Here is a 24,333-nt window from a genome sequence, read left to right as displayed (position 1 = left end):
GTGCTGATAGCCAGCTGGAAAGGTGTTCCACCGCAATTTATTTTAACAGCTGTACGACAAGTTGTGTCGTACATAATTGGTTTTTAATCATTGATAACTATTTGATAGTTAGTTTGTTATGGTGTTTTTTTGGAAAATTCTGAAAAATAACTGCTTGTAGTGCCTTTTAAAACGGAACACTTTGAACCATTAGCTATTAACTGTGTTTTCTTCACCCTTGTGTAAAACATCTCCTGCGATTCTGTTAATTATTGTAAATAAGCCAACTTTGCGCCAATGAACGCAGAACAAGCAAGGTTAAAGGATACAAGCTGGAAAAAATGGGGGCCTTACGTAAGTGATCGCCAATGGGGAACAGTACGGGAGGATTACAGCGCCAACGGTGACGCCTGGAATTATATAACCCATGATATGGCCCGCAGTAAAGCCTATCGCTGGGGCGAAGAGGGCATTGCCGGAATCTGCGACAGGCAACAAAACCTGTGTTTTGCCATCGCGCTCTGGAATAAAAAAGACCCGATCATTAAAGAACGTTACTTCGGCCTCAGTAATCCCGAAGGTAACCATGGAGAGGATGTAAAGGAACTGTATTATTACCTGGATAGTACACCTACACATTCGTACATGAAAACGCTGTACAAGTATCCGCAAAATGAATTCCCGTATGCATTGCTGGTTAATGAAAATAAACGCCGTACCCGTAACGATCCTGAATTTGAATTGATTGATACCGGTATTTTTGATAAGGACGAATACTTTGATGTTTTTACTGAATATGCCAAAAACGCCCAGGACGATATCCTGATCAGGATCACTGTACATAACCGGGGAGCTGCCGATGCCGTACTTAATGTAATGCCCTCCTTGTGGTTCCGCAATACCTGGAGCTGGGGTTATGATGACTACAAGCCGTACATTACCGCACACGGCAAGGGCGTAACCGAAATTTTTCATAAAGACCTTGGGCAGCTTTGGCTGCATACAGAAGGTAATCCCGAAGTTTTGTTCTGCGAAAATGAAACCAATATGGGGCGCCTGCATAAGTTTGATAGCGGACATAAATACCATAAAGATGGCATTAACGATCATATTGTACATAATGCTGATACCATTAATCTTAAAAATACAGGCACAAAGGCGGCTGTAAATTACGATATCAGCGTTGCCGCCAGGCAAAGTGTAACTATCAGGCTAAGGCTATCGCCGGATGCCAATTATAGCTTTGAGGATTTCGACCAGGTTTTTAATACCCGTAAAACGGAGGCCGATCAGTTCTATAATGATATTTACAGCAATAAAAAGGATGCCGATAGATGCCTCATTCAGCGCCAGGCGTTTGCCGGCATGCTTTGGAACAAACAATTCTATTACTCGGATATCCGCCAATGGCTAAATGGCGATCCTTCACAGCCCGAACCTCCTGTCAACAGGGAAAATGCCCGTAACCATAAGTGGAAACACCTTAATACCAAAGATGTAATATCCATGCCCGATAAATGGGAATATCCCTGGTTTGCAGCCTGGGATCTTGCCTTTCATTGTTTGCCTTTGGCTACAATTGATATGGCTTTTGCAAAGAACCAGCTTGTTTTACTTACCCGCGACTGGTATATGCATCCAAACGGACAGTTACCAGCCTATGAATGGGATTTTGGTGATGTGAACCCGCCGGTACATGCTATGGCAACCTGGAAAATATATACAACCGATAAATTAGCCAACAATGGCAAAGGTGATACGTATTTCCTGGAGAGGATCTTCCATAAGCTGATGCTCAATTTTACGTGGTGGGTAAACCGTAAGGATGTCTCTGGTAATAATATTTTTGAGGGCGGTTTTTTGGGGATGGATAATATTGGCGTGTTTGATAGGAATACGCAACTGCCGTCTGGCCAGCACCTGGAGCAGGCAGATGGTACCAGTTGGATGGCCATGTACTCGCTTAATTTGCTGCGCATAGCTACCGAACTCGCAGAAACCGATAGGGCATATGAAGATATCGCCTCTAAGTTTTTTGAGCATTTTATCTATATAGTTGAGGCGATGTCAAACCTCGGCGAAAACAACGAAGGCCTTTGGGATGACGACGATGGCTTTTTTTACGATCAGATCCGGTTCCCGGATGATGGATCGATCAAAATGAAGGTTAGAAGCATAGTGGGGCTGATCCCGCTATTCGCAACCGAGGTTTTGGAGGAAGCCGATATTACTGATAGCCCTATATTTAAAGAGCGCCTGAGATGGTTTGCCGAAAAGCGACCAGACCTTGCATCACTGGTTTCCCGCTGGAACGAAAAAAACCGCGAAGGCAGGCACCTTATTAGTTTGCTGCGTGGTTATCGTATGAAATCATTGCTGAAGTATATGCTTGATGAAAACGAATTTTTAAGTGATTACGGCATTCGCTCATTGTCAAAATACCACCAGGAACATCCATTTAAAGTGGCAGTTAACGGAGTTGACTTTGGTATTGATTATACTCCTGCCGAAAGTGATAGTGGTCTTTTTGGCGGCAACAGCAACTGGCGTGGCCCTATCTGGATGCCCATAAACTATTTAATCATTGATAGCCTGCATCGCTTTCATCAGTATTACGGCGACGATTTTAAAGTAGAGTGCCCAACCGGATCCGGTAATTTCATGAACCTTGCCGAGGTTGCTAATGAACTATACCTGCGGGTATCCAAATTGTTTTTACGTGATGAAAAGGGCAATCGTCCACTGTTTGGTACCAATCAAAAAATGCAAACAGATCCTAACTTTAAAGATTACATACTTTTCTATGAGTTTTTTGATGGCGACAATGGCCGTGGCGCGGGTGCATCCCACCAAACCGGGTGGACGGGTTTAATTGCCAATTGTTTGCAGAGTAGTAGTACATAAGCAAGTTCAGGATGACCATGTATGTTTGAAAACTCTTCATCATGCTTAATTGTGTAAAAAAGACACAATAAGTTTTAATTTGCTGATTTTTATTATTTAGATTTACTGTACCACATTAAAACTAAAATTATCAGCATGAATTACAACAGGAGAAAATTTATTCAAAGCACTGGTGCATTGGTGCTTGGCGGCATGGCCTTATCAGGAAAAGCAGCTACTTTATTAAGTAATATGGCAAGCCCGCATGCGGTAGGCTTGCAGCTATACACATTCTTTGGCGTTATAGACGAAGATGTAAAAGGCACTCTTACAAAAATAGCAGCTCTCGACTTTAAAGACATGGAATCGGCATTCAGCAAAAAAGGCGGTTACTATGGTATGAGTCCAAAGGAATTTAAGGCTATGGTGAATGACCTGGGTATGAACTGGACCTCGCACCATGTGTTAGGCGCGCCGTTCAAACTTCCGCCCGGAGCAAAAATGCCTGCAGGTGCCGATGGTAAACCAATGGTTATTCCTCCAATGAAAAACCTCCACGATAATATGCAGGAGCTGGTTGACGATGCTGCTGCAGGGGGTATCAAATACCTGGTATGTGCCAATTCGCCAACAGCTACGCTGGAAGAGATCAAATCTACCATTGAAGTGTTAAATAAAACAGGGGAGGCTGCCAAAAAGGTAGGGATTCAATTCGCGTACCATAACCACGATATGGAGTTTCATCCGGTTGACGGTAAAGTACCATATGACCTGTTACTCAGTGAAACCGACCCGCAAAATGTAAAAATGGAGCTCGACCTGGCATGGGCAATTAAAGGGGGTAAAAATCCGGTCGAAATGTTTAACCAGCACCCTGGTCGTTTCCCGCTTTGGCATGTAAAAGATCTGGATGCCGCTCGTGAAAATGTATTGCCCGTAGGTAGTGGCACTATAGATTTTAAACCCATTTTTGCCGCTGCAAAATCTGCAGGTATGCAGCACTTTTTTGTTGAACACGATATGCCAAAAGACGCTTTGGCCAGTATCACCAGCAGTATTGGATATTTGAAGAATACTTTGAAGGTGTAAGGGCCCCATCCAACCCTCCCCGGATGGGGAGGGTCTTTTTTGATTTTTAGCGCAGATTTACTACTTAACAATTCTATAACGTACGCACATTTTGATTTAACCTGACCTTTAAGTATCTTAAGGCGGCAAATCAAAACATTAAAAAGCGTATGGCAACAACCCCGACAGATCACTTAAAAAGAGTTTTAAAACCCGTTCACCTTTGGGCAATTGCTGTTGGCCTGGTAATTTCAGGCGAATATTTTGGCTGGAACCTGGGCTGGGCTGTATCGGGTACTGTTGGGCTTTTGATAGCTACTTTGGTTATCACAGTAATGTATATCACCTTCATTTTCAGCTATACAGAGCTTACAACTTCAATTCCTCACGCGGGCGGAGCTTTTGCCTACGCATACAGAGCTATGGGGCCATTCGGCGGATTAATTGCCGGTTACGCAACTCTCGTCGATTTTTTGGTAGCCACACCGGCAATAGCAGTGGCACTTGGCACATATCTGCATTTCCTGAATAATGATATTCCGGTTTTGCATACGGCTATGTTCTTTAATGTTATTTTTATTATTCTCAATGCCTATGGAGTAAAGGAATCAGCCACTTTTTCCATCTTCATTACCCTGTTGGCAGTTGCAGAACTGCTGCTCTATATGGGAGTTGTTACTCCGCATTTTAAAATGGCTACTTACCTAACTGATCCTATGCCTTTTGGGTGGAGCGGTGTTTTTGCTGCTTTACCCTTCGCTGTTTGGTTTTATTTGGCCATTGAGGGTGTGGCTATGGTGGCCGAAGAAGTTAAAGACCCCAAAAAGAATATTCCAAGAGGTTATATTTCGGCAATAGCTACTTTAGTGTTTTTAGCATTGGGAGTTATGATCCTTACAGGAGGTGTAACGGACTGGCACAAACTACAAAACCTCGATTATCCCTTACCAGAAGCCATAGGAATTGTACTGGGCAAAGGAAACGGATTGACCAAAATATTTGCAAGTATTGGTTTGTTTGGCCTTATTGCCTCTCTGCATGGTATCATCCTTGCCTCATCAAGGCAGATATTTGCTATGGCGAGAAGTGGTTATTTGCCTCGCGGGCTGGCAAGTATTAATCATCGTTTTAAAACGCCGCATTGGGCCCTTGTTGTTGGCGGGATAGTAAGTTCCATTTTTATCTATAAGTTTAAAACAGATCAAATCATTATGCTATCGGTACTTGGGGCGGTAGTAATGTATATGATGAGCATGATAAGCCTTTTTATTTTGCGAAAAAAGGAACCTAACCTGGAAAGGCCTTTTGCGGCGCCTTATTATCCTGTTTTCCCGGCCATTGCACTTGTTATTTGCGTAATATGTTTGTTTGCTACCATTTATTTTAATGGGGAGATGAGCCTTATATTTTTTGCCGGCTTAGCCATGGTAATTTTAGTTTTTATGCTGATGGGAAAACATAAAGTTGCCCTTACAGATGAAATGATGACCGCTCCTGTATTTACCGAAGCAGGGTAGGGTCAATTCATTGGCAATACAATGAATTAATCAAACAATTGAACTAATGAACCAATAAATGCCCTATCGACACACTATACGTAACAAAGTTTATAAGTTTCACGATCTGAAAACTTTGCTGGGCAAAGCTTCGCCATACAGATCGGGAGATGAGCTGGCAGGAGTATGCGCAGGTAGTTATGAGGAACGGGTAGCTGCTCAGATCACGTTGGCTGATGTACCTTTGAAAGCTTTTTTGAATGAAGTGGTTGTGCCTTACGAACTGGATGAGGTAACACGCCTGATTATTGACAGCCATAGTGCTATAGCTTTTAATCAAATAAGTCATTTAACTGTTGGTGAACTTCGCGACTGGCTTCTTAGTGATGAAACTGATACAACAACGCTAAATGATATATCAACCGGCCTTACACCCGAAATGGTGGCTGCCGTATCTAAACTGATGCGTAACCAGGATTTGATCGCGATAGCAAAAAAATGCGAGGTGGTTACCCGCTTTCGTAATACCATCGGGTTAAAAGGACATTTCAGTACACGTTTGCAACCTAATCATCCAACTGATGATCCTAAAGGAGTTGCTGCCAGTATTATCGACGGCTTACTATATGGCAGCGGTGATGCAACTATTGGCATTAATCCGGCTACTGATAGTCCGGCAGCCGTGAATAATTTGTTAAAGTTGATGGATAATATCAGGCACCAGTTTGAGATTCCCACACAAACATGCGTACTAAGCCATATTACTACTACTTTGCAATTGATAAATGAAGGAGCGCCGGTTGATCTCTGTTTTCAATCTATAGCCGGTACCGAAAAGGCTAATGCCAGCTTTGGTATCAACCTGGGATTGATAGAAGAAGCCTACCAGGCTACACTATCCCTCAATCGTGGAACTATTGGCAATAACGTAATGTACTTTGAAACGGGGCAGGGTAGCGCATTATCTGCGAATGCTAATTTCGGGGTAGATCAGCAAACCTGCGAGGTAAGGGCTTATGCCGTAGCCCGCAAGTTTAAACCATTGTTGGTGAATACAGTAGTGGGCTTTATTGGCCCCGAATATTTATATGATGGCAAGCAGATTATCCGGGCCGCTTTAGAAGATCATTTTTGCGGAAAGTTGCTTGGTTTACCTATGGGTTGTGATGTTTGCTACACCAACCATGCTGAGGCCGATCAGGATGATATGGACAACCTGCTTACGCTGTTGGGTGTGGCTGGTTGTAACTTTGTTATGGGCATACCGGGTGCTGATGATATTATGCTTAACTATCAATCAACATCATTTCATGATGCACTGTACCTGCGTAAAGTACTGGGACTTAAACCGGCTCCCGAGTTTGATCAATGGTTAATAAAACAAGGTATTGTTGATAATAAAGGCAATATGCTGCCGGTAAATTCATCTCATGGCTTGCTTGGCGCAATGGTTTAGTAGTAAGTGAAAGGATAAGGCAAAGAGTGATTGTGTCCTGGAAATTAGAAAATGAAAAGAAACCTCCCRCACGAAATAGAACCATTAAAGGCGTTGCAGGAATTTACTGCTGCACGGATAGCTATCGGGCGGGTGGGTACAAGCATTCCGTTAAAGCAATCACTTGATTTTAAACTGGCCCATGCGCATGCACGGGATGCAGTATATTCTGAATTGGATATCAATCAATTAAGTGAATCACTTAAGCAGTTTGAATCACCTGTTATCTGCCTGCACAGTCAGGTTACTGACCGGCGCCAATACTTACAGCGGCCTGACCTGGGCCGTAGGCTTAACGATGCTTCATCGGATCAGTTAACGGATTGTTTTGTTGATACCGATATAGCTATCATAATAGCTGATGGCCTTTCGGCGACTGCAATAAATGAAAATGCTATTGGTTTGTTAAAAGAACTCATACCCTTGCTATCTCAGAGCGCTTTTAAACTGGCGCCCATAAGCCTGGTAGAACAGGGCCGGGTTGCCATAGGCGATGATATTGGCTATAACCTGAACGCCCAATTATCGCTTGTGCTGATAGGCGAACGTCCGGGCCTAAGCTCGGCGGATAGTTTGGGAGCATATCTTACCTACAAACCCAAACCCGGCCTCACCGATGAAGCCCGCAATTGTGTATCAAACATCCGCCCCAAAGGATTAACCTATAAAAAAGCCGCCCGAAAGATCTTTTACCTCATCAGCGAAGCATTTAAACGGAAGCTATCCGGAGTGGAATTGAAAGATAATGCGGGGTTGATAGGCTAAAGCCGAAAGCTCAAGGCTGTAGGCCCATTACATTAATATAAGGTAAAGCTTCCTGCTTTAGGCTTTCCACTTTCGGCTCATTTCTTCACCGGCCTTTTCTCAATGGTACCGTTAAATGAGATAGGTTCGCGGTTACTGCTAATCACCTGTAGCGAGGCATAACCATCTTCGCTTATTGTAAGGTACATTGATTGAACATCCCGCCAATCACTGATGTTTTTATTTGTTGGTTTAATGGTTATAGCCCAGCCGCTTTTTTTTCCTGGTTTCATCGCATAGGTGAAATGCGTGTTGGTGAATTTGATGCCACCCTCGATAGATCCGTATGGAGGGGCTGTATAAGCACGGCCAAAATAGGGCAGATAAGCTATTATGGTATCCTTAGTAACTGTAAGATCATATTCTGAGGTTAATGACCGGCCACTTCCCCTTGAAGGGTTTACAAAGTTGGCATCAAAAACAAAGTTTTGAGATTCTATAAGGCCTTTTATTTCGGCAACGTGCGCAGCTTTTCTATCCTTGCGTGTATTTTGGGCACTAACCATATTGATGCCAATAAAAACAAAGGCAAGCAGTATAGCTATTTTCTTTAGCGTTTTCATAATGAACGATTTAAGGTTAGACGGTAAAGGCTTATTCAGGTTTAATTTACATCAAATTTAAGTATTCTTTTAAACAAAAAAGCCACCCGTTTTGTGCGGATGGCTTTGAATTATTTTGCTTTGAAATTATATCAGGTTAACGCTGCGGTTCACAAACTCGGTAAGTTCGGCGCCGGTTAATAAGCCCTGTGAAAGCAAGGCAAGATCAAATGCCTGTTTTGACAATTGGGCCTGTACTTCCTCGTTTTCTTCCTGTAATATCCGGCTGATCAGTTTATGGTTACCGTTTACAATTACCTTGTAATTATCGGGCATGTTGCCATAAAAGCCCATGCCGCCACCCATTGCAGCCATATCTTTCATGCGGCGCATAAACTCGTCCATGGTTACAGTAACAGGTAATTCTTCTGGGTTAAGGCTCTCTAAATGAACGTTATATGCAGGTTTATTAATGGATTTGTTGAAGATATCCTTTACCTTAGTTGACTGCTCTTCGCTTAGAACAGACTCCGGTGTTTCATCTTTTTTAATCAGTTTATCGGCAACGTCGGCATCAACACGTTTTAATGATGTTTTGTCTAATTTCTGCTCTAATTGACTGATAAAGTGGTTATCGATAGGCGAGTTCATCACCAACACATCATAATCCTTTTTATTGGCCGATTGGATAAATGAATCCTGTTTTGCCGGATCGTTGGTGTAAATGTAAACCAACTGCCCGTCTTTATCAGTTTGAAAAGCCTCAACTTTCTCTTTGTATTCGGGTAATGTGAAGTTCTCTTTTTTAGTGTTTGTCACCAAAACAAAGTCTTTAGCCTTATCGTAGAACTTGTCTTCGCTTACCATACCGTATTTTACAAACAGGYCAATGTCGGTCCATTTTTCTTCGTAGGCTTTGCGGTCGGCTTTAAACAGTTCTGCTAATTTGTCAGCCACTTTTTTGGTAACGTAGCTGTTAATTTTTTTAACGTTACTGTCGGCTTGTAAAAAGCTTCTTGAAACGTTCAGCGGGATATCCGGTGAATCGATTACACCATGTAAAAGCATCAGAAATTCGGGAACAATGTCTTTTACCTCGTCGGTAATAAATACCTGGCGGCTAAATAATTTGATCTTGTTTTTTGAGATCTCGAAATCGTTTTTCAACTTAGGGAAGTACAATACGCCGGTAAGATTAAACGGATAATCAACATTAAGGTGGATCCAGAATAATGGATCTTCGCTAAACGGATAAAGCTGTTTGTAAAAGTTAAGGTAATCCTCGTCTTTTAACTCAGATGGTGCTTTAGTCCAAATAGGGTTGGTATCATTGATGATGTTATCTGCCTCAACGTCAATGTATTTTGGTTTGCCTTCTTCATCAACGCCATCTTCAACAGATTCGGTTTTAGTGCCAAATTTAATAGGCACAGGTAAAAACTTACAGTATTTGTCAAGTATCTCCTGCAATTTGTATTTGCTCAGGAACTCTTCCGATTCGCTGTTGATATACAGGGTGATCTCGGTACCCCGTTCAGCCAATACACCTTCGCCAATCTCAAACTCGGTGCTGCCATCGCAAACCCAGTATGCGGGCTCGGCACCTTCCTGGTATGACAGGGTTTGAATTTCAACCTTATCTGCAACCATAAAGGCCGAGTAAAAACCTAAACCAAAGCGACCGATGATCTCATTGGCATCTTTGGCTTCCTTAAATTTCTCCACAAACTCAGTAGCGCCCGAAAATGCTATCTGGTTAATGTATTTTTTGATCTCTTCGGCGGTCATACCCAAACCATTGTCGGATATAGTGATGGTTTTTTTTACCTCGTCAAATGCAATTTCAACGCGCAGGTCGCCAAGTTCGCCGTTGTATTGGCCTAAAGAGGCCAGGCGTTTAATTTTTTGGGTAGCATCTACAGCGTTTGATACCAGCTCGCGCAAAAATATCTCATTATCTGAGTAAAGAAATTTCTTAATTATCGGAAAAATGTTTTCGGTGTGGATTGAAATGCTGCCTTTCTCTTGCATAATATTGATATATGAATGGATTAATATTAATTTCTACCTGCAACCATCAATGCATGTTCCAAAGACGCCGAAGTTGTCAAATTGGCAGAAAGAATTGGCTCGCTTTTAAAACCTTACAGGTAATTTGGATATAAAAATTATATAAAAAATATAAGTTTATGTAGAAAAGTCAACATTTATCGAGAAAAATAAGGGAAATCTTAACAAATATTTTAACAAACGCGCAACCTCCTCCTGGCGGGCGAAATTGACAGAGATCATAAAAATTTTAAACGTGATTTACCCTGTTCAAAAACACTTTTAAAACTTCATCCAACTTTTTTCTCAGATCCTCGTCGGCTACCTTATCCCCATCCATTTTCGACCTGATAAAAGAGATCACCAAATTTGCATCATCAATAACCCTGGCCGATAATGCACCTAAAGTAAGTCGTAACGATGCATGCGCATGCTCGCCGCCTAACGACGCAGTTATCAATGCCACCGGCTTGTCTACAAGTGAACCACTCGATACCATCCAGTCCAGCATATTTTTAAGCTGACCAGGCACGCCAAAAGCATATTCCGGTGTGCAAATGATAATGCCATCGGCCAGCTTTAATAACTCTCTTAATTCAAAAACGGGTTCGGGCGGATAGTAGTCATCATTGCCAGGGTCAAAAGGAGGGATGAGGGCCAAATTGGTATAAATGCTGTATTCAACATCCGATGGTACCAAACCACCCAAATGTTTCAGGATATTATGATTTGTTGAACCCGAACGTAAGCTGCCCGGGATGGCAAGGATGGCCCCCCGGCCCCCTGAAGGAGGAGCAAAAGCGCCTGGCTGAATTTGTTTTTCCATTATTAACAAAGGCAATATCAAACTTCGTATGTTTCAAAAAACATACCAATCAAAAACTTCCCCTTTAAGGGCCCGGGGCCTTACGGCACAAACTGCAATATAAATGACGATCCTTTACCCTCTGTAGATTGTACCTGGATATTCCCTTTATGCAATAACATGATCTGCTTACACAGGCTTAGCCCAATACCACTGCCGGTTTTTTTGGTGCTGAAGAATGGAATAAAGATCTTATCTAATAGTTCGGGGGGCATGCCGAGGCCATTATCTGTAATTTTAACCAGTGTTTTGTTATTGTTTTGTACTTCGGCAGATAGGGTGATCCGGGGTTCTTCGCGGTCTTTTACGGCTTCGATGGCATTCACCAGCAGGTTGATCATAACTTGCTCAAGCAGGTTAATATCTGCTTCAATGGCAAGTGCAGGGTCGCGCATAATAATTACCAGCTCAATGTTTTTCTTCTCCAGGGTAGGCCGCATCAGACTGTTCAGGTTCTCGAACAGGTTACGTACCAGGATCTTTTCGCGATCGAGTTTGGTGATCTTGTTTAGGCTGCGGTAGCTTTCTGTAAACTTCAGCAAGCCCTCGCTGCGGCGTTTAATGGTATCTATACCCAACTCCAGGTCTTCCAGCTCGCTGCTTTCTATACTATTGGCAATCTCGGGGCTTTGCAGGCGGTTCTTCAGGGTATCGGCCAGCGAAGAGATAGGCGCCACCGAGTTCATGATCTCGTGGGTCATTACATTCAGTAATTTCGACCAGGCTTTTGATTCCGTTTCATCCAGCGCTTCGCTCACATTCTGAAACGCTATCAGCTTGTAAAGCTTATCATCGCTGCGCATCAGGCTGGCCGTTATCAGTATTTTAACTAACTGCTGGTTGCGGCTGATGGTGATGATATTGCTTTCGCCGGGCTTTAATCTAATCAATTCGTTATAAAGCGCGGGCTCCCGTTTTTCGAGCGATTGAATGGTTTTTAAATAAGGGATACCCAGCAGTTTTTTAAAAGCCTCATTGATCCAGCTGATGCTGCCTGTTTCTTCTTCGTAAGATAAAATCCCGGTATCCACCAGCTCCAGGATCTTTTGCAGGTAATGATATTGCGTTTCGCGTTCGCGGCTGATAAGCTTAAAGGTGGTGTTGATATCATTAAAGCCTTTGCGCAATGGTTTCAGTTCGTTTGGCGCCCGGCGTACATCAAAATGGCGCGAGAAATCCCGGTAATGGATAGATTCTACAAACTGGTTAACCTCATCCTGTGCCTTTTTCTGGAAACGGATCATTTCTATTACCGCGTAAACTACCAAAGGGATAAATATAACCAGGTATAACGGCTGGCCTGTAACCGTAACGTACGCTGCCGCGGCTAAGGCAATAAACATTAAAAATACACGCAGCAAAAGCCGCCACTCATAACGGTTAAATATCATATTTGCTTAATCTGCGGTATAAGGCTGTACGGGTTAATCCCAGTTCTTTGGCGGCCCGGGTAATGTTGCCATTATGTTTCTCTATCACCTTTAAAATGGCGTTTTTTTCCAGGGTGCTTAGCTGTATATTGTCATCGTTGATACTGCTGTCTGTTGATGTTTCCAGTATAGAAAATATCAGGTCGTCTGGCCTGAGTGTTTGTTCATCAGCCATAATAACAGCACGTTCAATGGTGTATTGCAGTTCGCGTACGTTGCCGGGATAATTATATGATTTAAGCTTTAGCAAAGCTGCGGCATCAAAATCCACGGCAGGTTTCAGATACTTGCTGGCATATTGTTTGGCAAAGTGCCTGGCCAGTATCACAATATCCTCACTGCGGCGGCGCAAAGGGGGCATATTAATTTCCACCGTATTTATCCGGTAAATTAAATCTTTACGGAAACGGCTTTCGTTAGCCAGCTCGTGCATGGGCACATTGGTAGCGCAAATCAGCCTGATATCAATATCAATGGCCTTATTGGTTCCTAACCGGGTTACCTGCCTGTTTTGCAGTATAGTTAACAGTTTGGCCTGTTGCTGCAGGCTTATGTTGCCTATCTCATCCAAAAACAAGGTGCCGCCCTGGGCATCTTCAAATCTGCCGGTGCGGTCTTCCCTGGCGTCTGTAAACGCGCCTTTTTTATGCCCAAACAGTTCGCTCTCAAACAGGGTATCGGTTAAGGCGCCCACATCCACTTTTATAAATGGTTTATCGGCCCGTAACGAACGCTCATGAATGGCCTTAGCCATCAGGTCTTTACCTGTACCGTTTTCTCCTAACAGTAAAATATTGGCATCAGTTGGAGCTATTTTGTTCACCTTGTAAAAAATATCCTGCATCACGTCCGATTCGCCCAGTATAGAGGTGTCTCCCGCGGTGCTTTTTACGGCTGCTTTAGTGGTTTTTACACCTCCTTCTTTCTTATCTAAAAGCTCTTTTATGGTAGCTATCAGTTTCTCGTTATGCCATGGTTTTACCACAAAATCATCAGCGCCTTCTTTTAATGAACGTACGGCCAGGTCAATATCGCCATAGGCTGTAATCATTATAACACATACATCCGGCTTCCAATCTTTCACTTTACGCAGCCAGTACAAACCTTCGTTGCCGGTGTTTATGGCGCTGTTAAAGTTCATATCCAGCAAAACCAGGTCTACCTCGTTGCGTTGCAGCAGCCAGTTCAGGTTCTCAGGGTTCTTCTCGGTTATCACTTCATTAGCCTGAGTTTTCAGCAGCAGCTTTACAGCGGTAAGTACATCCGGGTCATCATCAACAATAAGAATAGTAGCTTTTTTAAGTATCATTTGGTATAGTTCATAGTTAATGGTTCATTGATAGTGCCGATAGTTTTTTGATGATGATTTATAGCAGACGCGTGGTATTCAACAATTGTTACTAATTATACCGGTAACAAACGCTATACCATGAAGCATCATCTATGAACCACCAACCAAAGAAAACTTTGTGCAAATTAATAATTGAATGCTTAAAATTCACAGTATTATATAAATACAACTATTAAGGAGCTACCAGTTAAAAAAAGTAGTAATTTTAATTGTAACTAATATACGCGTTATGGGATATCCGCGCACTATTTTACTGTATCATTACCGTACACTTGATGTAACAGAAGCGTACGCCTTAAATCTGCAATAGGTATTTAATGTATTGAAATACAGTATTTTAATTTGTGGCATATCTTTTTGTAACCATAAATCAAAATATCATAATAACAGTGGACAGAAAAATTGAGAAAAAGACCTGGAACAGCAAACGAATACTAACTATAGCTGGTATTACAGGCATTATTTTATTAGTTGGGGGCAGTATTTATTTTACATCGGGTAAAAGCAAATTGGATGTTGATACCGAACGCATAACTGTAAGTACTATTACTAAAGGTCCATTTCAGGAGTTTATCCCGGTTAATGGTACAGTAATGCCATTAACCACTATTTTTCTTGATGCTACAGAAGGTGGTTTAGTGGAAGAGAAATATGTAGAAGACGGGGCGATGCTTAAAAAAGGTGATCCTATTTTAAAATTAAGCAATGTTGATGAAGAATTAAACCTGGCCACCCAGGAGTCGCAGGTGTTTGCCGAGCAAACCCAAATGCAGATTTCGCATAACAATGCATCACAAGCCACCATTACCAAACTTAATACCATGGCCGATGTAGACAATGCTTTTAAAGAAGCCGAGCGGCTTTATAAATTAGACAAAAACCTTTATGAGCAAAAAGCAATTGGTTTACAGGAATATCAATCGGCTAAAAACATGTATGATTACCAGTTTAACCGCCGGAAGTTAGCTATACAAATATTAAAGCAGGATACCTCGCTTGTTAAACAGCAGGATCAGCAGGCCCAGGAACACTATACCCAAATGAAGGCTGCCCTGGCCCTTATGCGTAAAAAAGTTGCAGGCCTTACTTTAAGGGCTCCTATTGATGGCCAGTTAACCTCCATGGATGCCGAAGTTGGCCAAAGCAAAAATAAAGGCGAACACCTGGGGCAGATCGACGTACAATCGGGCTTTAAAGTGAGGGTTGACATTGATGAGCATTACCTGTCGCGCGTGTTTACAGGCCTGAAAGGCGATTTTCAATTTGCCGATAAAACATATAACCTGGTTATAAAAAAGGTATTTACGCAAGTAAAAACAACAGGTAGTTTCCAGGTTGATATGCAATTTGTAGGCACTGTGCCTAAAGGCATCCGTAAAGGGCAAACGCTGCAGGTTAGGTTAGCACTTAGCGACGAAACTACAGCTGTATTGGTACCTAAAGGTGGCTTTTACCAGCAAACAGGCGGTAACTGGATATTTAAAGTGAGCGAAGACGGCAAGCGTGCCTACAAGGTTAACATACAGCTTGGACGCCAAAGCCCCGATTATTACGTGGTAACCGAAGGTTTAAATCCTGGCGATAAGGTAATTACCTCGAGCTATGAAACCTATGGCGATATCCAGGAACTGATATTGAAGAAATAAGCAGCCCCACCCAAACCCTCCCCGGTAGGGAGGGCTTCAAAAAGTCTCCCCAACCGGGGGAGATTTAGAGGGGGCTGGCACGATAAACAAGAAATAATTAATTTTATAAACAGAGTATAAACAAAATCAAAAAATCAAATCATCTAAACGAAAGGCGGATGATTTAGGAGGGGCAAATGATAAAAATTACTAATCTCGAAAAATTTTACCGCACAGAAGAGGTAGAGACCATAGCTTTAAATAAGCTATCAATTGAAATTGCGACCGGCGAGTTTGTGGCCATCATGGGGCCGTCTGGTTGTGGTAAGTCAACGTTGCTCAATATTTTAGGGATGCTTGATGATCCGGATGATGGCAGCTATGTTTTTAACGACATTGAAGTTGCGCATTTCACCGAGCGTAAACGTGCCGACCTGCGTAAGCACAACATCGGTTTCGTTTTCCAGAGCTTTAACCTTATTGATGAGCTAACCGTATTTGAAAATGTTGAATTACCGCTCATCTACACTGGTGTTCCTGCGGCTGAGCGTGTAAAAAGGGTAGAAGAGGTGTTAGATAAGATGCAGATCATGCACCGTCGTAACCATTATCCGCAGCAATTATCGGGTGGTCAGCAACAACGTGTGGCAATTGCGCGCGCCGTGGTTAACAAACCCAAACTGATCCTTGCGGATGAGCCTACAGGTAACTTAGATAGTACCAACGGTAACGATGTGATGGAACTGTTAACTGATTTGAACGAACAAGGTACAACCATCATCATGGTTACGCACTCCGAGCATGATGCCCGTTACAGCCACCGCATTATCAGGTTGCTTGACGGACAGTCGGTTGTGGAGAATATAATGGTTTAAACAGCATATCATCTACCCCGGAAGATAGTTTATATAAGTTAATTTTTTGTGCACGGCTCACCTCTCCGCAAGGGAGGGGTAAGCTTGTTTTATGCCTTCTTTTCGCTTCGCGGATTAAGGATTTTCGGACAAAAGACAAAGGACGAAAAGTGTAATCTGTGTGAATCCCCTCCCGAGCGGGGCGGAAAAGTGTTTTTCGCTACGCGGATTAAGGATTTTCGGACAAAAGACAAAGGACTAAAAGTGTAATCTGTGTGAATCCTCTCCTGAGCGGGGCGGAAAAGTGTTTTATTGAATGTCGCCTTTTAACCATTGGGTTTAAACTAATAAACAAGTAAAACCAACGCCATGATAAAGAACTATTTCAAGATCGCCTGGAGAAACCTGGTCAGGAATAAGGGGTTCTCATTAACCAATATCCTGGGATTGACTATTGGTATGACCTGTTCTATCTTTATATTTTTATGGGTGAAGGATGAAGTCGCGTTTGATAAGTTTCACGCCAGCCATGACAATATTTATAAAATAATGGCCAACCGCGACTTTAAGAACAGCATATTCACAGATGAGAATATGGCTTTCCCATTGGCCAAGGCGCTAGAAACGGGTAATCCGCAGATAAAATACGCCGTGATGACCAGTCACCAGGAAACCCACATGGCGCAGTATGGTAATACCAAAATGATCAAAAAGGGTTACCAGGTAAGCGATCAGTTTTTTAAAATGTTTTCATGGAAGTTTATTAAAGGCGATTCCAAAACGCCTATTAGTGACCCTAAATCCATGGTGATAACCGAATCGGCTGCCAAAGCATTTTTCGGGAACGGTGACCCCATTAATAAAGTAATCAAAATTGATAACCAGCTAAACTTTAAAGTAAGTGCAGTAATTGCCGACCCTCCAGGTAACTCCACCTTTCAGTTTGATTTTATAGCCCCGTTTGAATATACATCTGCAGATAGCAAGGCCCGGATGCAACAGTGGTCAAATTCATCAGATTTTGTTTTTATACAAGCTACCCCCGGCGCATCCCCCCAGGCGTTGGATAAGTATGTAAACGATGTTAAGCATAAGAATGATAGCCACGATGAAATAAGCTCCTATTATACCTTCGCCATGAATAAGTGGCACCTGTATGGCGAGTTTAAAGATGGTAAAAATATTGGCGGCATGATTGAATATGTAAAATTGTTCACCGTAATAGCAATTATTATTCTCCTGATTGCTTGTGTAAATTTCATGAACCTATCTACCGCCCGGTCTGAGAAACGCGCTAAAGAAGTAGGCATCCGTAAAACCTTAGGATCTGATAAAAAACAATTAATCATCCAGTTCTTTTTTGAGTCAATCATCCTCACCTGCATCGCCTTTGTATTTGCTATTGCATGTGTGTACATATTTATGCCGTTGTTTAATACATTGGTGAGCAAAAATCTTCACCTGGCTATTATTGATCCGTTCTTTTTAACAGGTACGGTGGTTATCATCCTGTTTACGGGAATAGTAGCGGGCAGCTATCCTGCCCTATACCTGTCGTCATTTAACCCGGTTAAGGTACTGAAGGGGACTTTTGCTGCCGGTAAAAGCGCGGTATTGCCAAGGCGCATCCTGGTAGTGGGGCAGTTTGTAATGTCGATATTACTCATCTCGGCTACCATTATCGTATACCAGCAAATTCAGCATATTAAAAACCGCAGCGTAGGGTACAATCCCAATAACCTGCTGATGGTGCCATCATCAGAGGCTGTAGATAAAAACTACGTAGCTATTAAGCAGGAGTTATTTAATACCAATTTGGTTGGTGCTGTTACCCGCACATCGGCACCCATAACCGATGTTTGGTGGAAATCACCATCTCCCGATTATGATGGTAAGCCCGCCGGTAGTATTATATTCACTGGTTTAAGTACCGACGTTGATTTTACCAAAACTATGGGCACCAAAGTGTTGATGGGGCGCGATTTTACTGCTATGCCCGCCGACTCGGGGGTAATGCTGCTCAACAAGGCTGCTATTGAGGCCATGAACATCAAAAATCCCATTGGCATGCAAATGCGTTACGGGCCCCGTAAATATACCGTAGCCGGGGTGATAGAAAACATTGTGATGGAATCGCCATACAAGCCTGTGGAGCCTTTGATGGTTTATTATGATCCCAAAAGCTCAAACCGGGTAAGTGTTCGTTTAAAAGATGGGGTGCAGCCGCAAAAGGCTATCCAGGCTATCCAGGTCATCTTCAAAAAATACAACCCCGAAAATATATTTGAATACCAGTTTGTTGACCAGGAATTTGGTAAGAAATTTATTACCGAAGAGCTGATCAGCCGCATCACCAACATATTTGCAGGTTTGGCCATTTTTATCTGCTGTATCGGCTTAGCTGGTCTGGCATCATTTACTATCGAAAAACGTTTCAGGGAAATAGGGGTACGTAAAGTATTGGGTGCTACCGTGCAACAATTACTAATGCTAATATCAACCGAGTTTTTAAAGCTGGTAATGGTGGCCTTTGTAATTGCTGTACCATTAACGTGGTGGTTTATGAGCAACTGGCTTCAAAAATACACCTACCACATCAGTATAAGTATCTGGTTGTTTGCAGTGGTCGGCGTAATTATACTGCTGCTAACATTAGCGGTGGTAAGCCTTAACACCCTGCGGGCAGCGTTGGCAAACCCGGTAAAAAGTTTAAGGAGTGAGTAGTTTATTGGTTCATTAGTTCACTGGTTCATTAGTGGAAAGCGGTGAGCTTGCGCAGTTGATCTGATTATTGCTATGCGACGAGCTTATCGACCATAAAAGACCAATGAACTGATGAACGAATGAACCAATGAACAAAAAATGAACCAAAGAGATGATCAGGAATTACATAAAAACCGCCATTCGTAGCCTTACAAAAAATAAGGCTTACAGTTTTCTGAATATTTTTGGTTTGTCCATAGGGATTGCCTGTGCCGCGCTTATTTTTTTATGGGTTGAGGACGAGCTGAATTTCGATAATGTATATGCTAAAAAGGATAACCTTTACGAGGTTCGTGAAAACCAGAAGTATGACACATATGTTTTTACAGAAAGCTCAACACCTGGTTTAATGGGCCCGGCAATGAAAGCCGAAATACCCGGTGTTGCCAATACCTGCCGTACCAATGAAGGTACCACATCTTTATTATTTGCAAAAGGCGACAGATCTGTTTTTGCAGATGGCAAATATGTTGAACCCTCCTTTTTTAGCATGTTTAGCACATCGTTTGTGCAGGGAAATGCCGCTTCGGCTTTTAATGATCCGCATTCGGTAGTTATTACCGAGAAGGCAGCAAAGAAATTTTTTGGTAACCAAAAAAATGTACTTGGCCAGTATGTTAAGGTTGATAACAAGCAAAATTATGTGGTGTCGGGCGTAATTAAAGATTTGCCTGCCAATGCATCCATACAATTTGAATGGCTGATGCCTTTCCAGCTTTATTTTGATCAAAGTCCCTGGCTAAGCAACTGGGGAAACCAGTCGCTATCTACCTTTGTTGAGTTAAAACCCGGTGCCAGCCCGGCCCAGGTTAATAAAATACTTTACAGTTATATACAAAAGCGTTCGCCCAAATCTTTAGGTCATGCCTTTTTGTTTTGTATGAACCAGTGGCACCTTTACGATGATTTTAACGAGGGCAGGCAAACAGGCGGCGGCCGGATAGCATATGTGCATCTGTTTACAGTTATTGCCTGGATCATCCTTTTTATAGCCTGTATCAATTTCATGAACCTGGCAACGGCCCGCAGCGAAAAACGTGCCCGCGAGGTTGGCGTACGCAAAGTACTTGGCGCCGGTAAAAGTTCGCTCGCCCTGCAGTTTATTGCCGAGGCCATTTTTATGTCGGTGATTGCCGCTGTTTTTGCGGTATTTATTGTATCTGTAGCTTTGCCGGCATTCAATACATTAGTTCAAAAGCAGCTTACACCAGGGTTTGATAAACCCGTGCATATCATTGCCTTGTTGTTTATTACTGCTGTTTGCGGCCTGGTAGCCGGCAGTTATCCATCATTATACCTTTCGTCTTTTAATCCTGTATCTGTATTAAAAGGTGCAAAACTAAAAGACAGCGGTGCCTCGTTTATTCGCAAGGGACTGGTTGTACTTCAGTTTACCGCGTCGGTTGTGCTCATTATCAGCACAATTATTGTTTATCAGCAAATACAGCACATTAAAAGCAGGCAACTGGGTTTCAATAAAAATAACCTTATCGAAATAGGACTGCAAGGGCAGATGGCTCAAAATTTTGATGCTGTGAAATATGATCTGTTAAGTTCTGGCCACGTTGATAATGTAGCCCTTTCTGATCATGCCATCATCTATGGCGGCAATAATACGTCGGGACTTACCTGGGATGGCAAACCACCTGCTTCAGAAGTATTGATATCTCAGCGCTACATAACCCCTGAATTTTTTGAAACAGCCGGTATGACCCTGGTTGAAGGAAGAAACCTTACGGTAGCAGATACGGGCAGGCCCTTACGCATGGTAATTACCAATTCGCTGGCAAAGCTTATGGGAAAAGGAAGCGCTATCGGTAAAAGAATACATGGCCAGGGCGATACTACGTCGGCTACTGTAGTAGGCGTGGTTAACGATTATGTGTATGGCAATATGTACGGCAAGCCCGATCCTGTTATGTTTTTTAGCTCCGATCCTAAAAATACAACGGTGATGTATGTACGCATAAATCAGCATAAGCCTATCGAAGCATCATTAGCCACAATTCGTAATGTGCTTAAAAAGAATAACCCGGCATATCCATTTGATTATCGTTTTGTTGATGATCAGTTTAACCAGATGTTTTTAAGCGAAATGCTGGTAAGTAAATTATCAAGGGTATTCGCCATGTTGGCTATTATCATTTCGTGCCTTGGCTTGTTTGGCTTGGCCGCTTACACTGCCGAGCGCCGTACAAAAGAGATCGGGATCAGGAAAGTACTTGGCGCAAGCGTGTTAAGTATTACCAGGCTGTTATCGGCCGATTTTTTAAGGCTGGTGATTATATCATGCAGCATAGCTTTCCCTGCAGCTTACTGGATAATGCAAAACTGGCTCAAAACATATCAATACCATATTAACATAAATCTTTGGGTATTTGCGGCAGCAGGACTAATGGCTGTTATTATAGCGCTTGCAACAATCAGTTTTCAATCAATAAAGGCAGCTATTGCAAATCCGGTGGATAGCTTGAAGAACGAATAATAACGTTCATTGGTTTATTAGTTCATTGGTTCATTGGTGGAGAGCGGTGAGCTTGCAGAGTTGATCTGGTTATTGCCTGCGACGAGCTTATCAACCATAAAAGACCAATGAACTAATAAACCAGTGAACTAGTGAACGAAAAGTGAACTAATGAACTAAAGAGATGATTAGGAATTACATAAAGACCGCCTTCCGTACATTAAGGAAAAATGTAGGATTTACTGCCATAAACATTTTAGGCCTTGCCCTTGGCCTGGCTACTTGTTTGATGATTGTACTTTACGTAGCCGATGAACTAAGTTATGACAGGTATAATGCTAAAGCCAGCCGTACGTTTCGTATTAATGAAGATCTGAAACTGGGCAACAACAATGTTTTGTACGCTGTATGCATGGCGCCATTGGCCCAAACCCTTAAAACTGATTTCCCTGAAGTGGAAGAAGCCTCAAGGATAAAGCCGACTAATGGTTTCCATATAAAAAAAGGAAACGAAAGTGTCCTGGAGTACAGTTCCGTATTTGCTGATCCTTCAATTTTTAATGTTTTTACCTTACCCATGATCAATGGCAACCCCGCCACTGCTTTAAATGAACCCAATAGTGTTGTACTTACCGAAAGTACCGCAAAAAAATATTTCAACAGTACCAATATAGTAGGTAAAACACTAACCATAGAAAATAACCAGCTGTTTAAAATTACCGGGGTAATTAAAGATATCCCAAAGCAATCGCATTTCAATTTTAACTTTTTCATGTCGATGTCGAGTTTTCCCGATAGCAAGTCGACTGAATGGCTCAGGAGCGATTTTAACACCTATGTAGTGCTCAAAAAGGGAGCCGACAGTAAAGCATTTGAGAAAAAATTACCCGCTTTTTTAAAAAAATACAGCGATGCCGAAATGCAGGCCGGTTTACACATGAATATGGATGCCTTTGAAAAAAGCGGAAGCTATTTCAGGCTCAACCTTACGCCGCTTACTGATATTCACCTGCACTCCAGTCGTGCAGGCGAATTGGGTACCAATGGCACCATGCAATATGTTTACATATTTTCGGCCATTGCTATATTTATATTGCTGATAGCCTGCATTAATTTCATGAACCTGTCAACCGCGCGTTCATCAAACCGCGCCCGCGAGGTTGGCGTTCGTAAGGTTTTAGGTTCACCCCGCAAATACATTATTTTCCAGTTTTTAACCGAATCGTTGCTGGTTACGCTTGCAGGGGCTATAATAGCCTTGTTTGCAACCCTGCTGCTATTACCGTTATTTAACCATATATCGGGCAAGGAACTGGTAGTGGGTTCGCAAACTTTGGCCTGGCTTATTCCTGCATTACTGGTTATTGTGGTGGTGGTTGGTTTTGCCGCCGGTTCATATCCTGCGTTTTTCCTTTCGGCTTTTCAGCCCATAAATGTATTGAGCGGTAGGGTATCGGGTGGTTTTAAAGGCAGCAGGCTACGTAGCGTACTGGTTGTGTTTCAGTTTAGTATTTCCATATTCCTTATCATAGGCACCATAGTTATTTATAATCAACTTAATTATATCCAAACCAAAAATCTGGGTTATAGCCGCAACCAGGTGCTAATCATCAATAAAACTTTTGAGTTGGGCAGCCATGCCAAAACCTTTAAACAGGAAATTAAACAGCTTCCCGGTGTAGTAAATGCCACACTAACCAGTTATTTGCCCACAGCGCATGTGCGTGCTACATCTATATTTTATAAGGATGCTACGCTCGATCAAAAAAGATCCATTTTCCCTCAAAGCTGGAATGTTGATGCAGATTACATTGGCACACTGGATATGAAAATAACAGCCGGCCGGAATTTTTCGGAACAAATGCCGACCGATTCAACAGGTTTGGTGATCAATGAAGCGGCCGCTAAATTTTTAGGCTACAGCGATCCGGTAAATAAGATCCTGTACCGCAATATGGATGGCAACCGCGATCATATGAAGCCGTATCATATAATCGGCGTTGTTAAGGATTTCAATTTCAACTCCCTGCACGAAACCATTAGCCCGGTTATCCTGTTGCTGAATGATGATACCGGCGACCTGAGCATCAAAGTGAGCACAGCAAATTTACCAGCCCTTATAGCCCAGATAAAAAATAAATGGGATGCACTTACCCAAAGCCATTTTGAATACTCATTTATGGAGCAGAATTTTGATGCCAATTACCGGACCGAGCAGCGTACCGGTACCATATCTATCATATTTACTGTTTTAGCTATAATAGTAGCTTGTCTGGGTTTATTTGGCTTAGCCGCCTATGCAGCAGAGCAACGCACAAAAGAAATAGGGATCCGTAAAGTGCTTGGCGCGAGCGTATCGGTTATAGTAGGTATCCTTTCTAAAGATTTTATCAAACTGATATTTATATCCATTGCAATTACTACACCTATAGCCTGGTATTTAATGAACAAGTGGCTGCAGGATTTTGCCTACCGCATCAGCATCCAATGGTGGGTGCTTGTGGTGGCCGGAGCAGCAGCATTATTTATAGCTGTAATAACGGTGAGCTTTCAATCTATTAAAGCGGCAGTGGCTAATCCGGTGGATAGTTTGAAGAATGAATAGGAGAGGTGAATGGTGAATGGTGATTTGAAATGGGGCGCCAATTTAGGATTTAGAGATTAG

15 protein-coding genes are annotated in these 24,333 nt (G+C 42.4%); 10 read left to right on the top strand and 5 right to left on the bottom strand.

Annotation, left to right across the window (positions count from 1 at the left end; all coding sequences use genetic code 11):
- The first annotated feature begins 276 nt into the window (after nt 1–276).
- The 5 genes from AC1DO4_RS16645 (at nt 277) to eutC (ending at nt 7,686) form a co-directional block, all read left to right on the top strand.
- Nucleotides 277–2,883 carry an MGH1-like glycoside hydrolase domain-containing protein gene (locus tag AC1DO4_RS16645; protein WP_477417783.1) on the top strand — a complete coding sequence of 869 codons (2,607 nt, stop codon included), beginning with the start codon at nt 277–279 and terminating at the stop codon, nt 2,881–2,883.
- Between the two features lie 135 nt (nt 2,884–3,018).
- Nucleotides 3,019–3,951 carry a sugar phosphate isomerase/epimerase family protein gene (locus AC1DO4_RS16640; protein ID WP_477417780.1) on the top strand — a complete coding sequence of 311 codons (933 nt, stop codon included), beginning with the start codon at nt 3,019–3,021 and terminating at the stop codon, nt 3,949–3,951.
- 149 nt (nt 3,952–4,100) lie between these two features.
- The gene (gene eat / locus AC1DO4_RS16635) at nt 4,101–5,447 is read left to right on the top strand and encodes an ethanolamine permease (protein WP_477417778.1); all 1,347 of its coding nucleotides are present in this window, start codon (nt 4,101–4,103) and stop codon (nt 5,445–5,447) included.
- Between the two features lie 58 nt (nt 5,448–5,505).
- On the top strand, nt 5,506–6,882 hold the full coding sequence (locus AC1DO4_RS16630) for an ethanolamine ammonia-lyase subunit EutB (protein ID WP_477417776.1): 1,377 nt from the start codon (nt 5,506–5,508) through the stop codon (nt 6,880–6,882).
- Nucleotides 6,883–6,933: 51 nt separating this feature from the next.
- Nucleotides 6,934–7,686 (top strand): ethanolamine ammonia-lyase subunit EutC, encoded by a 753-nt coding sequence (gene eutC / locus AC1DO4_RS16625; protein ID WP_477417774.1) that lies wholly within the window; start codon nt 6,934–6,936, stop codon nt 7,684–7,686.
- A gap of 77 nt (nt 7,687–7,763) precedes the next feature.
- Here the strand turns inward: eutC and AC1DO4_RS16620 are convergent, their stop codons facing one another.
- The 5 genes from AC1DO4_RS16620 to AC1DO4_RS16600 form a co-directional block, all read right to left on the bottom strand.
- Nucleotides 7,764–8,288: a DUF4251 domain-containing protein gene (locus tag AC1DO4_RS16620; RefSeq protein WP_477417772.1), complete on the bottom strand. Its 525-nt coding sequence runs from the start codon at nt 8,286–8,288 to the stop codon at nt 7,764–7,766.
- 126 nt (nt 8,289–8,414) lie between these two features.
- Complete coding sequence (gene htpG / locus AC1DO4_RS16615) at nt 8,415–10,298, bottom strand: molecular chaperone HtpG (RefSeq protein WP_477417770.1); 1,884 nt, start codon at nt 10,296–10,298, stop codon at nt 8,415–8,417.
- A 268-nt stretch (nt 10,299–10,566) separates the two neighbouring features.
- Entirely contained in the window at nt 10,567–11,142 is a 576-nt protein-coding gene (locus AC1DO4_RS16610) for an NADPH-dependent FMN reductase (protein ID WP_477417768.1), read from the bottom strand.
- An 80-nt stretch (nt 11,143–11,222) separates the two neighbouring features.
- Entirely contained in the window at nt 11,223–12,572 is a 1,350-nt protein-coding gene (locus AC1DO4_RS16605; RefSeq protein WP_477417766.1) for a sensor histidine kinase, read from the bottom strand.
- Nucleotides 12,562–13,920 carry a sigma-54-dependent transcriptional regulator gene (locus tag AC1DO4_RS16600; RefSeq protein WP_477417764.1) on the bottom strand — a complete coding sequence of 453 codons (1,359 nt, stop codon included), beginning with the start codon at nt 13,918–13,920 and terminating at the stop codon, nt 12,562–12,564. Before AC1DO4_RS16600 ends, AC1DO4_RS16605 begins: the two co-directional genes overlap by 11 nt.
- A 431-nt stretch (nt 13,921–14,351) precedes the next feature.
- Between AC1DO4_RS16600 and AC1DO4_RS16595 the strand changes: the two genes are divergently transcribed.
- The 5 genes from AC1DO4_RS16595 to AC1DO4_RS16575 all read left to right on the top strand — a co-directional run bounded on the left by AC1DO4_RS16595 (nt 14,352) and on the right by AC1DO4_RS16575 (nt 24,273).
- Nucleotides 14,352–15,608, top strand: a complete 1,257-nt coding sequence (locus AC1DO4_RS16595; protein WP_477417762.1) for an efflux RND transporter periplasmic adaptor subunit — start codon at nt 14,352–14,354, stop codon at nt 15,606–15,608.
- Nucleotides 15,609–15,784: 176 nt separating this feature from the next.
- Complete coding sequence (locus AC1DO4_RS16590; RefSeq protein ID WP_477403722.1) at nt 15,785–16,462, top strand: ABC transporter ATP-binding protein; 678 nt, start codon at nt 15,785–15,787, stop codon at nt 16,460–16,462.
- Nucleotides 16,463–16,810: 348 nt separating this feature from the next.
- Nucleotides 16,811–19,165 carry an ABC transporter permease gene (locus AC1DO4_RS16585; protein ID WP_477417760.1) on the top strand — a complete coding sequence of 785 codons (2,355 nt, stop codon included), beginning with the start codon at nt 16,811–16,813 and terminating at the stop codon, nt 19,163–19,165.
- A 151-nt stretch (nt 19,166–19,316) separates the two neighbouring features.
- A complete protein-coding gene (locus tag AC1DO4_RS16580; protein WP_477417757.1) occupies nt 19,317–21,689 on the top strand; it encodes an ABC transporter permease in 2,373 nt (790 codons plus the stop codon).
- 163 nt (nt 21,690–21,852) lie between these two features.
- Entirely contained in the window at nt 21,853–24,273 is a 2,421-nt protein-coding gene (locus tag AC1DO4_RS16575; protein ID WP_477417755.1) for an ABC transporter permease, read from the top strand.
- Nucleotides 24,274–24,333: the final 60 nt, after the last annotated feature.

This window comes from Mucilaginibacter sp. P5_A6 (assembly GCF_056400585.1).
The sequence above is the reverse complement of the archived record's forward strand: the minus strand, read 5'-3'. Positions and strand labels throughout refer to the sequence as shown.

What these genes read in the sequence shown, in the direction of transcription:
- AC1DO4_RS16645 (WP_477417783.1), top strand. Translation starts at nt 277, where the DNA reads ATGAACGCAGAACAAGCAAGGTTAAAGGATACAAGCTGGAAAAAATGG.
- AC1DO4_RS16640 (WP_477417780.1), top strand. Translation starts at nt 3,019, where the DNA reads ATGAATTACAACAGGAGAAAATTTATTCAAAGCACTGGTGCATTGGTG.
- eat (WP_477417778.1), top strand. Translation starts at nt 4,101, where the DNA reads ATGGCAACAACCCCGACAGATCACTTAAAAAGAGTTTTAAAACCCGTT.
- AC1DO4_RS16630 (WP_477417776.1), top strand. Translation starts at nt 5,506, where the DNA reads ATGCCCTATCGACACACTATACGTAACAAAGTTTATAAGTTTCACGAT.
- AC1DO4_RS16620 (WP_477417772.1), bottom strand. Translation starts at nt 8,288, where the DNA reads ATGAAAACGCTAAAGAAAATAGCTATACTGCTTGCCTTTGTTTTTATT.
- AC1DO4_RS16610 (WP_477417768.1), bottom strand. Translation starts at nt 11,142, where the DNA reads ATGGAAAAACAAATTCAGCCAGGCGCTTTTGCTCCTCCTTCAGGGGGC.
- AC1DO4_RS16605 (WP_477417766.1), bottom strand. Translation starts at nt 12,572, where the DNA reads ATGATATTTAACCGTTATGAGTGGCGGCTTTTGCTGCGTGTATTTTTA.
- AC1DO4_RS16600 (WP_477417764.1), bottom strand. Translation starts at nt 13,920, where the DNA reads ATGATACTTAAAAAAGCTACTATTCTTATTGTTGATGATGACCCGGAT.
- AC1DO4_RS16590 (WP_477403722.1), top strand. Translation starts at nt 15,785, where the DNA reads ATGATAAAAATTACTAATCTCGAAAAATTTTACCGCACAGAAGAGGTA.
- AC1DO4_RS16585 (WP_477417760.1), top strand. Translation starts at nt 16,811, where the DNA reads ATGATAAAGAACTATTTCAAGATCGCCTGGAGAAACCTGGTCAGGAAT.
- AC1DO4_RS16580 (WP_477417757.1), top strand. Translation starts at nt 19,317, where the DNA reads ATGATCAGGAATTACATAAAAACCGCCATTCGTAGCCTTACAAAAAAT.
- AC1DO4_RS16575 (WP_477417755.1), top strand. Translation starts at nt 21,853, where the DNA reads ATGATTAGGAATTACATAAAGACCGCCTTCCGTACATTAAGGAAAAAT.